General features: G+C 54.4%; 14 protein-coding genes. 7 read left to right on the top strand and 7 right to left on the bottom strand.

Features of this window, described 5'->3' with window-relative positions:
- The first annotated feature begins 296 nt into the window (after window positions 1-296).
- The 5 genes from JMN36_RS01565 (at window position 297) to JMN36_RS01585 (ending at window position 4,235) form a co-directional block, all read left to right on the top strand.
- Window positions 297-1,319 (top strand): TerC/Alx family metal homeostasis membrane protein, encoded by a 1,023-nt coding sequence (locus tag JMN36_RS01565; RefSeq protein ID WP_046202209.1) that lies wholly within the window; start codon window positions 297-299, stop codon window positions 1,317-1,319.
- A gap of 84 nt (window positions 1,320-1,403) precedes the next feature.
- Window positions 1,404-2,081 (top strand): CDP-diacylglycerol--glycerol-3-phosphate 3-phosphatidyltransferase, encoded by a 678-nt coding sequence (pgsA, locus tag JMN36_RS01570; RefSeq protein WP_390885157.1) that lies wholly within the window; start codon window positions 1,404-1,406, stop codon window positions 2,079-2,081.
- Between the two features lie 50 nt (window positions 2,082-2,131).
- Entirely contained in the window at window positions 2,132-2,731 is a 600-nt protein-coding gene (locus tag JMN36_RS01575; RefSeq protein WP_328145396.1) for a CinA family protein, read from the top strand.
- A gap of 73 nt (window positions 2,732-2,804) precedes the next feature.
- The gene (locus JMN36_RS01580; protein WP_412728576.1) at window positions 2,805-3,218 is read left to right on the top strand and encodes a helix-turn-helix domain-containing protein; all 414 of its coding nucleotides are present in this window, start codon (window positions 2,805-2,807) and stop codon (window positions 3,216-3,218) included.
- Window positions 3,219-3,320: 102 nt separating this feature from the next.
- The gene (locus JMN36_RS01585; protein WP_204087076.1) at window positions 3,321-4,235 is read left to right on the top strand and encodes a PspA/IM30 family protein; all 915 of its coding nucleotides are present in this window, start codon (window positions 3,321-3,323) and stop codon (window positions 4,233-4,235) included.
- Window positions 4,236-4,293: 58 nt separating this feature from the next.
- Here JMN36_RS01585 and JMN36_RS01590 read toward each other — a convergent pair whose 3' ends face one another.
- Genes JMN36_RS01590 through JMN36_RS01600 form a run of 3 tightly spaced genes read right to left on the bottom strand, consistent with a single transcriptional unit; the run spans window position 4,294 to window position 6,232 of the window.
- A complete protein-coding gene (locus JMN36_RS01590) occupies window positions 4,294-5,001 on the bottom strand; it encodes an energy-coupling factor transporter transmembrane component T family protein (RefSeq protein ID WP_204087075.1) in 708 nt (235 codons plus the stop codon).
- Window positions 5,002-5,006: 5 nt separating this feature from the next.
- On the bottom strand, window positions 5,007-5,735 hold the full coding sequence (locus JMN36_RS01595; protein ID WP_204088599.1) for an energy-coupling factor ABC transporter ATP-binding protein: 729 nt from the start codon (window positions 5,733-5,735) through the stop codon (window positions 5,007-5,009).
- The gene (locus JMN36_RS01600) at window positions 5,735-6,232 is read right to left on the bottom strand and encodes a biotin transporter BioY (protein ID WP_236881946.1); all 498 of its coding nucleotides are present in this window, start codon (window positions 6,230-6,232) and stop codon (window positions 5,735-5,737) included. Before JMN36_RS01600 ends, JMN36_RS01595 begins: the two co-directional genes overlap by 1 nt.
- A 481-nt stretch (window positions 6,233-6,713) precedes the next feature.
- Here JMN36_RS01600 and recA point away from each other — a divergent pair, with 481 nt between their 5' ends.
- Both recA and JMN36_RS01610 read left to right on the top strand, forming a co-directional pair.
- Window positions 6,714-7,853, top strand: a complete 1,140-nt coding sequence (recA, locus tag JMN36_RS01605) for a recombinase RecA (protein WP_204088597.1) — start codon at window positions 6,714-6,716, stop codon at window positions 7,851-7,853.
- Window positions 7,854-7,876: 23 nt separating this feature from the next.
- Complete coding sequence (locus JMN36_RS01610) at window positions 7,877-8,500, top strand: regulatory protein RecX (protein ID WP_204088596.1); 624 nt, start codon at window positions 7,877-7,879, stop codon at window positions 8,498-8,500.
- Window positions 8,501-8,512: 12 nt separating this feature from the next.
- Here JMN36_RS01610 and JMN36_RS01615 read toward each other — a convergent pair whose 3' ends face one another.
- From JMN36_RS01615 to JMN36_RS01630, 4 genes are read right to left on the bottom strand one after another with little or no spacing between them, the layout of a single operon-like run.
- A complete protein-coding gene (locus JMN36_RS01615; protein ID WP_204088595.1) occupies window positions 8,513-9,451 on the bottom strand; it encodes an amino acid ABC transporter permease in 939 nt (312 codons plus the stop codon).
- Window positions 9,451-10,140 carry an amino acid ABC transporter permease gene (locus tag JMN36_RS01620; protein ID WP_221913013.1) on the bottom strand — a complete coding sequence of 230 codons (690 nt, stop codon included), beginning with the start codon at window positions 10,138-10,140 and terminating at the stop codon, window positions 9,451-9,453. Before JMN36_RS01620 ends, JMN36_RS01615 begins: the two co-directional genes overlap by 1 nt.
- 8 nt (window positions 10,141-10,148) lie before the next feature.
- Complete coding sequence (locus JMN36_RS01625) at window positions 10,149-11,117, bottom strand: glutamate ABC transporter substrate-binding protein (protein WP_412728546.1); 969 nt, start codon at window positions 11,115-11,117, stop codon at window positions 10,149-10,151.
- 15 nt (window positions 11,118-11,132) lie between these two features.
- Window positions 11,133-11,861 (bottom strand): amino acid ABC transporter ATP-binding protein, encoded by a 729-nt coding sequence (locus JMN36_RS01630; RefSeq protein ID WP_221913179.1) that lies wholly within the window; start codon window positions 11,859-11,861, stop codon window positions 11,133-11,135.
- Between the last annotated feature and the right edge of the window lie 61 nt (window positions 11,862-11,922).

The following is an 11,922-nucleotide window of genomic DNA, read 5'->3' on the forward strand; positions in this document are numbered from 1 at the left end:
CCCATGATCGTGGTTTTTACACATGGTTCATGTACCCTCTAGTAGCTGGAGGGGAGTATCCCCGTCGCGTTGGTGTCGTCAACACGGTGCCTGTGTTCGTGTGGAGTATGTGAGTAGGTGAACGAGCACAGCAGCACCCGGTATCAACGGCTAGGCCGATCATGATCAGCCGAGGGCACACGGCTTTCTGTGTAAGACACAAGGCGGTGCGTCCGCGTGGTTGTCAATGGTCGATGTTGTGGTGAGCCTAGTGGGAAAGACCTCCGGTCCTTGGTAATGACGACCGGAGGTATTTAATGCATGTAGATGGGTTAACGTGGGCGATCACAATCGTCGTCCTCGTTGGAATTTTGTTGGTCGATTTCGTCGGGCACGTCCGGCGGGACCACACACCCAGCATGAAAGAAGCTGGCTTGTGGTTGGGCATGTACGTCGGTCTGGCCACGATATTTGGGATCTTCTTGTGGGTGTCCTGGCCGGCCCCGGGAGATCCGCACAAGCACGGGCTTGAGTTTTTCTCTGGTTACTTCACCGAGCTGAGTCTGAGTATCGATAATCTCTTCATCTTCGCCCTAATCATCAGCTCGTTTAAAGTCCCGCGAGAGTTGCAACAAAAAGTCCTGGCCTATGGCATCGCGCTGGCGATCGTCTTTCGCGGTATCTTCATCGCTCTGGGTGCTGCAGCGATTAACGCGTGGTCGGATATCTTCTATTTATTCGGTATCTTCATGCTGTACACGGCCATCAAATTGGTGGTCGACGAAGTCCGCGACGCGCCAGAAACCGATGTTGATGACATGTTCGTTGTTCGGACGCTCCGACGCTTTGTTCCGGTGTCGTCCGAGTTCGTTGGCCACAAAATGGTGGCAAAAGTGGACGGCAAGCGCATGGTTACACCGATGCTGCTGGCGCTGGTGACCCTCGGTGCTATCGACCTTCTCTTTGCCCTGGACTCCATTCCCGCGATCTATGGCTTGACCCAGGAACCCTACATCGTGTTCACAACCAACGTCTTTGCCCTCATGGGGCTTCGTCAGATGTACTTCTTGCTCGACGGCCTCTTGGAGCGTCTGGTCTATCTTCCGTACGGACTGGGGGTCATCCTCGGCTTCATTGGCGTGAAACTTCTGTTCCACGCCTTGGAGGAGAACAATCTGCCCTTCATCAATGGCGGTGAGGATGTCCACGTTCCAGAAATCTCGACAGTTTTGTCATTGGGAGTCATCGTCGTTACGCTGACCGTGACCGTGGTAGCGAGCGTTATTAAGGATCGCCGGGATCGTGAGGCCGGAGGTATCTCCGTCCGTAATCGCATGTGAGGTCCGTCGAACGATACGGGTGGCTGCTAACCAATTTTGGTGATAAAACGGTTTCATCGTTGTAGTAAGCGGTAAGGTTTAAGTGTGAACGCGTCAGACGACAAGGCTCATGGGCCGACGGTTTCGGAAGCTGCGAGTGACAACCACGAGGTGAGTGACTACACGCAGCCAGCTCCACGTCACACGCAAGAAAGCGCCAAGCTGCTGAATATTGCCAACGTTCTCACGGTCATCCGCATCGTCTTTATTCCGGTTTTCGTATGGCTCCTCCTCCGGAACGGAGGAGAATCTGCTGCATCGCGTTGGCTGGCCTTGCTCATGTTCATCGCGCTCATGGTCACCGACTTTGTCGACGGACGACTAGCCAGATCACGTAACCTCATTACCGACTTTGGCAAGATTGCGGATCCCATTGCCGATAAGGCTCTGATGATCTCTGCACTGGTGGGGCTAAATATCATCGGCCACCTGTGGTGGTGGGTGACTTGCCTGATCGTGATCCGCGAGATTGGTATCACCCTGTGGCGGATGGCGATGCTTCACCGCGGGCTAGTGGTTCCTGCATCTAAGGGCGGGAAGCTGAAGACGGCGCTACAGTCGCTAGCCGTCAGCTTGTTCCTCATGCCCCTGCCGGGATGGACCGACTGGCTCACCGGTATCGTCATGGCCGCCGCTGTCATCGTCACTGTGGTGACCGGTATTCAATATTTGCTCGATTCGCGGCAATCACGAGCAGCACTATCTGCGACGACGTCGGCGTAGTCGCGCGATGTTCATAGTCATCCACTAGTGGATGGAAAGAAGTGGTCTTGGTGCCAAATCCTGCGCCTCATAGCACTATTGAGTTCGCTCGCCCTACCGATGACGAGCTGTCTGAGGCCGCCCGACGCGTCGTCCACGGGTTTTCGTCAGCGGGCGTGACTATTGCGTGTGCAGAATCGTTAACAGCCGGTTTGTTGAGCGCGACGGTGGCGACCGTGTCCGGCGCGTCGGCCGTCCTGCGTGGCGGCATCGTCGTGTATGCGACAGAGCTTAAAGCGAGCCTTGGTGGGGTGCCCCGTGACGTCCTCGACGCCGACGGGGCAGTGGCACCAACCACCGCGCGGTACTTAGCCGCTCATATCCGCGAGGCATGCGGGGCCACGCTGGGGGTCGCCCTGACTGGCGTTGCCGGGCCGGAGCCTCAAGAGGACAAGCCGGTGGGACAAGTATTCATTGGCATCGCAGATGGCAAAAAAGCCACGGCACAGCTTGCTGGTAATGTGCTTTTTCGCCACAATTATGCAGATAAACGAGCTACGTCGGATATCCTTATCGGTGGAGATCGTGAGACGATTCGACGCTTGTCTGTATCTGCGGCGTTATCTTCGTGCAGCGATTGGTTAGCGGAATTCGATGTCGATGGGAAATAGCGTCGACGGAAAACAGCGTCGATAGAAAATAGCAATGATGGGAACAAAAGTGGGCAAAGATTCGTTACACACAGTGATGAGAACTCAGACCACCGTTCTAGATAATCCTGCTCTTTTTCCGCACCGTCAATCACAGGGCAATAGCCCCGTAGTCCGCCATGACAGTGAAAACCCTCTCGACGGCGCTATCGGTTCGTCGGCAGGAACACCTGAACCTCTCCTGCGTGAGACGTTGGGTGAGGCGCTCCGAGCTTTCCGTGTTCGTTCGTCTATGACGCTCAGGGAGCTGTCGGATGTTGCGTCGGTGAGCCCCGGTTACCTGTCAGAGATTGAACGTGGCCGTAAAGAAGTGTCGTCTGAACTCTTAGCCTCTGTCTGCCATGCTCTTGGAGTCCGCGTTTCAGATGTTCTTCTGGAGTGCATTAGCATTATGGCCCTGGAGGCGGAAGCAGTTGATTTCAGGCACGAGCTCGACGCCACCGTGTAGTAGTCACCCACGTGCTCTGTGCCATCCTTGTTGTTCATTCACGTTGTTATCGTCAGCATCGGTTGCTGAGCAGCTCTGTGTAGAAAGGTCCCGGTTTTCACGATGGCGAACCCGTTTTCAAAAGGGTGGAAGTACTTGATGGCTCTCTTCGACAACAAGATCGAAGAGAAAGCTGATCCTAAAGTACAAATTGAGCAGTCCATTCAGGCTGCGAAGGAACAACACCAGGAACTGTCGAAGCAGGCCGCAGCGGTGATTGGCAACCAGCGTCAACTGGAAATGAAACTTAACCGACAGCTGGCAGAGGTGGAAAAGCTGCAGGGCAATACCCGCCAGGCTCTGTCATTAGCGGATAAAGCCCGGAGTGAAGGTAATTCATCGAAGGCTGTCGAATACGAAAACGCAGCGGAGGCTTTTGCCGCGCAATTGGTAACGACAGAACAGTCGGTAGAAGATCTCAAACAGCTCCATGATCAGGCCCTGCAGCAAGCTCAGCAGGCAAAAGCCGCGGTTGAACGTAACGCGATGGCCTTGAAGCAAAAGACCGAGGAGCGCACAAAGCTCTTGAGCCAGCTAGAACAGGCCAAGATGCAGGAGAAGGTTGCGGATTCGATCTCCTCGATGAACAAGCTGACCGCCAACGATGACTCGCCGAACCTGGACCAGGTGCGGGACAAGATCGAGAAGCGTTATTCAAATGCTTTGGGGCGGGCCGAACTGGCGGAGAATTCAGTCGAAAACCGCATGGTAGAGGTACAGCAGGCAAGCGTGCAGATGGCAGGGCACTCTCGCTTGGAAGAAATTCGTGCGTCGATGAATAGCGGTGGCCGCTACGGTGCTAATGCTGACCGCAGCATTGCCGGTTCCTCCCAGCGGTCACTGGGGCAGCCGCCCCAGAACGGTAGCGATATCGATAATTCCGTTCATGGGGAATTTACGCGCTCTTCCCAGGGTGGCGACGATGTCTCCCAGGATGCAGTGGCTGAGAAGCTGCGGCAGTTACGCGAAGGGAACTAGCCTACATAGCTACGTTGATAGGCGCGGTAGTGAGGGGGGCTACCGCGCTTTTTCAGTGCTACCCCTGAGAGTCAGGCTCCGACGACGTCGGATCCCAGTCGTCAAATCCGCGGCTTTCTAAGGCTTCTCCCATCGCTTCGGCACGTCGAATCGAATGGATAATGACCGCCAAAGCGAAGGCACGTAATCCCCGTGAGGATCGAGCACGGCGAGCTTCAATGACCACCCGGATGTTTTCCATCTGAAGGGGGATTAGGCGGATGGTGATGGCAATGGCCACGCTGATTGCGTTCACAGGGACGTGAAAACGCGCAAGGGGGCGGAGAGCTCGGTCGAGCGACTCGATCATGTCGCCGATGCGCGTTGTCAGAGTCAAAATTAATGCCAGAGCTACGCTGACCAACAATGATGTGGCCAGTGACAGAGCCGACCACCATCCCGCGCTCCAAGCCTGAAATACGGTGATAAACGCAAGAACAGGGATCACGGGCAATAGCTGTGATGCTGCGACGCTGAGTGGTATGCGGGCGAGGGCAAAAACACCGACGGTCACGAGAATTTCAATTCCGAGAATCGCTAGGCCGAGTGTGGTGACGTGGCTCCCTATCGTCCGTGACAGGACTGTGATAACCACCACCATCACCATGATGAACATAATCTTAGTGGTGGGTTTAAGCCGGTGGACGACGGTATTTTTATCAACGTAGTGGCCGAGAGGCATAGTCAACCACTGTCGGGGAGTACGAGAATTACTCTTGTTCTTCATCTTTGTCAGGCTTGGTCCCTAGCGCGCATTGCTTCCTCGTATGTTTTACACACCTCATTCGCGGGCCCATCCGCCCGGATATGTCCCCCGTCGATCCAGAGTGCACGGTCGTAATCGGAAACAAAATCTAAGTCGTGGGTAGCGACAATTAATTGTTGGGGGAGGCTATCGAACAAGCGTCCAAGTTTGAGCCTGTTGGATAGATCAAGAAGCGTTGTTGGTTCGTCGGCAATAATGGTGAGTGGTTGCCCGATGAGCACCGCGGCCAGTGCCAGCATTTGCTTCTCGCCACCGGATAAACGGTACGGCGATGCCTGCGCACGGTTATCCAATCCAAACCGGCTGAGCATCGCCATGGCACGATCGTTCTTTTCACGACGAGAAAGGCGATGGCCATCTACGCGAATGTTCCGTAGGGAAAACTCGATATCTTCGTACACCGTCGGCATCAGTATTTGATTTTCAGCGTCGGAGAAAACAAACCCAACCTTTTTTCTGACATCGCGGCCGTCGGTCTGAGGATTGAGCCCGTTAACGGTGACTGTTCCGTTATCTGGCGTTCCTAATCCGTTAATCATGCGCACGAAGGTGGATTTTCCGGATCCATTTGCTCCGATAATGGCTATTCGTCGTTCCGAAAGCTCAACAGAGATGTCATTGAGAATTGTGCGTTCATCAAAAGCCACTGTGACATTGTCGAACTGAATAATGGGTGGGGTGACGGATGAATTCATTAGCGAGGTTCGGGTAGTAAACGAGGGAAAGCAGCCGCGACTCCTGAAGCAATGAGTCCGACAACAATCATCTTCACTAGGTCAGGGCCAATAAAGGCGAGTTGGCTTGTCAATGCTGCCTTCAGGCTAAAGCCTTTGATGACAACCATCCATATGGCGCCAAAAAAGTATTGGACGAAAATTCCGAGCACGCTGACAATGACAAAGAGAACCGTCTGGAGTGGCCGACGACGCGGAGTTATTTCTGCGATCGCCCCACATACCCATGCCGAAACCAAGTAGCCAATAACATATCCGCCGCTAACGCCAGCGAAAGCCGACAGTGCAGATCGTCCACCTGCAAGTACTGGCAGACCGATAAGGCCAAGAATAAGCACAAGCCCGATGGCAGCTGTTCCGCGGCGTCGTCCGAGAATCATTCCGGCCATAATCGCGATAGCGTTCTGCATGACAATAGGAACGCCGGCCACTCCTATCGGGATAGAGACGAAGGCCATGGCAATGAAGAGTGCAGCAAAGACTGCTACATATGCGACGTCCCGGCTCGTCCATGAAGATCGGCGTGATGATTGCTGGTGGGGAGCAGAGGTGGAGGTAGAACCAGCGTTATGTGTTTTATCACCCATAGCTGACATCGTAATAAAAAGTATGGCTAACACTAGTATTGCTCGACGAATGAACGTTGATAGTGGCTCACGGCTGAGAGCTAGGCGCTGGACGGCGGCGTTTTGAATCGAACATACGTTTGCGTATGATGAAGAGCGGTGTTGCCGTGTCCGACGCCAGAATATTCTCTATCTTGGAACCAGAACCGGAGTAACATCGTCTATTCCGTGTGATGAGGACAGTCGTGCTGGTTTGAGAACGTATTGTGCTGTGACCGGGCGAGTGGCTGTCATCAGGTAGATGTTGTGTTGTTAGGTCAGGTTGCTAGATACCAGCAGTAGTGCTCTGACTTCGATGAAGGATTGGTGGACAATGGCAGGTAAAACTGCAACGAAAAAGAAAACAAATCAGAGTAGTGGCGACGGACGCCTGAAAGCCCTTGACACGGCTTTAGCGAAGATCGAGAAGGATTTTGGTAAAGGCGCAGTCATGCGTTTGGGGGATGATAAGCGTCCTCCGATTAGCTCGATCTCATCAGGGAACATTGCGATTAACGTTGCGTTAGGGATTGGCGGATTCCCCCGTGGCCGAGTTGTAGAAATTTACGGCCCAGAATCGTCAGGTAAGACCACGGTAGCTCTTCACGCGATTGCTGAAGCTCAAAAAGACGGTGGCATTGCTGCTTTTATCGACGCTGAGCACGCTCTGGATCCTGAATATGCCCGTAAGCTCGGGGTCGATACCGACGCGCTGCTTGTTGCGCAGCCAGACACAGGTGAGCAGGCTTTGGAGATTGCCGACATGCTCATCCGGTCGGGTGCTTTAGCCATCATCGTCATCGACTCGGTGGCTGCACTAACCCCGAAGGCGGAAATTGATGGTGAGATGGGCGATAGTCATGTGGGGCTTCAGGCTCGTTTGATGAGCCAGGCTCTTCGAAAGATGACAGGCGCGCTGTCTCAGTCGGGCACAACCGCCATTTTCATCAACCAGCTGCGTGAAAAGATCGGTGTGATGTTTGGGTCGCCCGAAACCACCACCGGTGGTAAGGCGCTGAAATTCTACGCTTCCGTTCGCTGTGATATTCGCCGTATTCAGGCACTGAAAGATGGCCAAGACGTCATTGGTAACCGGACACGACTAAAAGTTGTCAAAAACAAGGTGTCGCCACCGTTCAAGGTTTCCGAGTTCGACATCCTTTATGGCGAAGGTATTTCGCGGGAGGGTTCGATTATTGACCTGGGCGTTGACTACGGCATTATCAAGAAATCAGGCTCCTGGTACACCTATGAAGGCGAACAGCTTGGCCAGGGTAAAGAAAAGGTCCGCGATTATCTCAAGAGTAATAGTGACCTCGCCGGGACTATCGAAGATAAAATCATGAGGGCCGCCAAGGTCGGACCGTACGCGAATGTCACTGATGATGACGCAGCGGAATCAGAGAACAATAGCTCTGACGACGATCCGATCGATGTTGTCCCTAATGTGGACTTCGATGACGACGACGAATAAATGTGAAAGGGCTAAATTAGGCGATGCCTAAGTCCAGTGACAGTGATAACTCTGCTGAGTCCACCGCTGACATTATCGGGCATCTCAGTGAAGCCATCTCTCGCGTGGACACCAGCAGATCTATTGCGCACGAAGAAAATGCTGTACGACCTGTTAGATCGCGAGCATTGCGTCTGTTGGATCACCGGGCAAGATCAAAACAGGAACTGAGGGATCGTCTTCTCGAAGCCGAGTTTCCCCAGGCTAGCGTGGACACAGTCATTGCCGACCTCGTCGAAAACGGACTGATTGATGACCGTCGATTTGCCGAAGAATGGGTGAGGCAACGCAGGACACGTCGCGGAAAATCTCGCCGTGTCCTGCGCGAAGAACTCCGAAGAAAAGGGGTCTCCGATGCCGACTGCGATCATGCACTAGCCGATGTCAGTGACGACGATGAACAGCAATTAGCTCGTCGTGTTGCTGAAGACCGTGCGCGGCGGATTCGGACGGTTCCCACCGATCAGAAAGAAAAATATGCCCATCTCCGACGGATTGCCGCGGCGCTGGCACGGCGGGGCTTTCCAGCGGGAATGTCGCAGCGCATCGCTCATGACGTCGTGGAGGAGAGAATCACCGAGCTGAGCAGCGATCCCGACGGGGAATAACACCGCCGGGACTTATTCGAAAGTGCTGCGTAGATCGCGGTGGGCCGGATCATGCCAGTCGACCACGGCTTCATCCTTGGTTTCCACGCCCTGCTCTTTCTGGTGGGGAACATGGGCCACAATATTGCGCCGAGCACGCCCAGCCCGCAGCTGAAGCTCGATTCGCTCCGCGAACTTCGTCAACCCAATGTTGACGATGATCATGATCACTGCAACAACAACGAGCGCCGCAAGGAAGTTTCGATAATACGAAGCTGACTGAATGCCAGACCTCACCACTTCCACATACCCGATCTGATAACCCAATGCGGAGTCTTTGAGCGCAATAACCATCTGCGCGATCAAGGCAGGGAGCATCGAGGCCACAGCCTGAGGAAGAAGGATGATTCGCATCGTCTGCCGGTGAGTCAACCCCAACGCCAAAGCAGCTTCCGATTGCCCGCTAGGGAGCGCCTCGATCCCCGAACGAAGAACCTCGGCAATCACCGCGCCGTTATACAAGGTCAACCCAAAAACAACGGCAGCGAAAGCCAACTGCTCTGAGGGGAACACCGCATATTCAGCGAAAAGCTGGTAGGCGAAGATCATCAAGATCAACACGGGAATAGCGCGGAAGAACTCGACGATTACCCCGCAGATCCGGCGAACGATCCACCGGTGATGTAGACGCCCGGTTCCCAGCACCGCTCCAAGAAGCATAGCCAAAATAATGGACACAAAGGCGGCTTTCAGCGTTCCCCACAGACCGGGGAGAATATACGTCGTCCAGGTTGTCGACTTAATAAAGGGATCCCACTTGGATGCCTCCAGCTGACCGTTCTTGGCCAGCACCGAGATCGTCCACCCAATGACAAGAGCAGCAACCACGACAGTAATGGCCGTGAGGATGCGGTTGATCTGACGCCCGCGTGGGCCAGGGTTGTCATAAAGGACAGTTGCGCGAGTACTCACTATCGTTTCACCGCCAATCGTTTACCAGCCCAGCCGAAGAACAATCCCATGGGCAGTGTCAAGATGATAAAGCCGAGAGCAAAAATGCCGAACACCAAGAACAACTGGTCGGCATGGTTCTCGATCGTCGACTTCATCAACAGAGATGCCTCGCCCACACCGATGACGGACGCGATGGTCGTGTTCTTGGACAACGCAATCAAGGTGTTGCCCAACGGAACAATCGACGCGCGAAACGCCTGGGGAAACACGATGGCAGAGAAATTTTGTCCAAAAGACAGCCCCAGCGACCGACCAGCCTCTGCTTGCCCGAAGGGCACTGTGTTGATGCCCGCCCGCAAGGATTCCGCGACAAAAGCCGAGGTGTAGATAATAAAGGCCAGCACAGCCAACCAGAAGTTGTTGTTTTTAATGAAGTTGTCGTTCTCGGGGGCAAGCGTCAGGCCCAAGTTTTGGTAGAGCCCGATTGATGAGAACAACACAATCAGGGTCAGGGGAGTATTCCTCGACACAGTAATGAACAGCGAAGATAAGGTACGCAGTATCCCGACGGGGCACACGCGCATGGCGGTCAGAATGATGCCCAGGATCAGTGAACCTATCCCTGAGTACACCGTGAGTTTGATGGTGACCCAGAATGCAGGCCATAGCGTGCCGCTGAGGTCACCCCATAAAGTCGTTGTCTCCATTGATCCCCCTATCCCTTCTGCAAAAAGCTGAGATCGCCGATGGCGGGTTCATCGCCCACGGGGAAGTCGTTGCCAAGATTCTTATGAACAATGGACGCGTAAGCTCCAGACGCCCACATATCTTTCAGAGCATCATTAATTGCCTCGGTCGACTTGGTGTCGCCCTTCGCATGTCCGATCCCGTAGTGCTCATCGGTCCACCACGATCCGTCATCCTGTTTCATATCGACGACGCGAAACTCGCCCGGATACTGGGTTGCAAACCCATACAAAATGGTGGCGTCGGTAGTCAGGGCGTCAACCTTCTTTTGGTGGAGCGCTTCCACACATGACGAGTAGGAATCGAACTCCTGTAATTGGACCTCGGGGAGCGCCTCTTTGACCTTCTGGGCAGGAGTAGACCCACTCACAGAGCACAAACGTTTCCCCTTATTCAGGTCCGTCAGAGACTTGATTCCCGTGTCTTTATCCCTCACCAGTAGCGCCTGATGGGTGACCAGGTATGGCCCACCAAAAGCGACAGCATTCGCGCGCCCTTTGTTGATGGAATACGTGGCCGTAATCATGCCCACTTCGCCATTCTTAATCAGCGTTTCTCGTTGGGCAGATGGCGTTTCGCGCCACGTTATCTTCGGCTTATCCCAACCGTTTTTCTCTGCGATGTGATTAATGACATACCGCGAGACATCCGGATCCACACCGACGAATTTTTTATCCGGTGTGCGCATTCCCATTCCCGGCTGGTCATATTTCGTGCCGACGACGATATGCCCAGATTGAATTTCGTCGAGAACACTCACGGGTTCCGACGACCCACACGCGGTGAGCGTCGGGGTGGCGAAAACAAGGGCGGTCACCGCGGCCATGATCGCGCGCACGCGCGTGTGGCGTTGGAAAGAGTGGCGTGGGCGAGTACCCCGTCGGAAATAGGTAACAAACTGGCCGATATGACGGCCGGCGAAGTGCATTCGTGTCATTCTTCACGCCCCTTTTTAATGGCCGAGGATCTTGGAGAGGAAATCTTTGGCCCGGTCCGTCTGGGGATTCGTAAAGAATGATTCCGGATCGGTGTCTTCGACGATGGCGCCGTCGGCCATAAACAACACACGATCAGCGGCTCGTCGGGCGAAACCCATCTCGTGGGTCACGCACACCATCGTCATGCCCTCTCTAGCGAGTCCGACCATGACGTCGAGAACCTCGTTCACCATCTCCGGGTCGAGAGCAGAGGTCGGCTCGTCGAAAAGCATGATTTTGGGGTCCATGGCGAGGGCCCGTGCGATGGCAACACGCTGCTGTTGGCCACCGGATAGCTGGGCGGGATACTTGTGTGCCTGGCTATCAATGTCGACCCGGCGGAGCAGGGCCATAGCCCGATCCTTAGCTTGGGCCTTACTCCGTTTCCGCACTTTGATAGGGCCAAGAGTGACATTGTCGAGGATCGTTTTGTGTGAAAAAAGATTGAACTGTTGGAACACCATGCCGACTTCCGCCCTCAGTCGGGTCAGGCTCTTCCCTTCCTCGGGGAGCACCTCACCATCGATCATGATCTCGCCATCATCGATAGTCTCGAGCCGGTTGAGCGTTCGACATAACGTCGATTTCCCCGAACCTGAGGGGCCGAGAATGACCACGACCTGTCCTGCAGGGACTGTCAGATTGATATCGCGGAGTGCGTGGTAGTCGCCGAAATACTTGTTGACATGGGACATGGAGATCATCGGCGGGCGATGCCCTGGATCTTTGGTAGCCGTTTTAGCGTCGGAATGAGGTGCAGAGCTG

Source organism: Corynebacterium pseudokroppenstedtii, from assembly GCF_019754945.1.
Taxonomy (GTDB): domain Bacteria; phylum Actinomycetota; class Actinomycetes; order Mycobacteriales; family Mycobacteriaceae; genus Corynebacterium; species Corynebacterium pseudokroppenstedtii.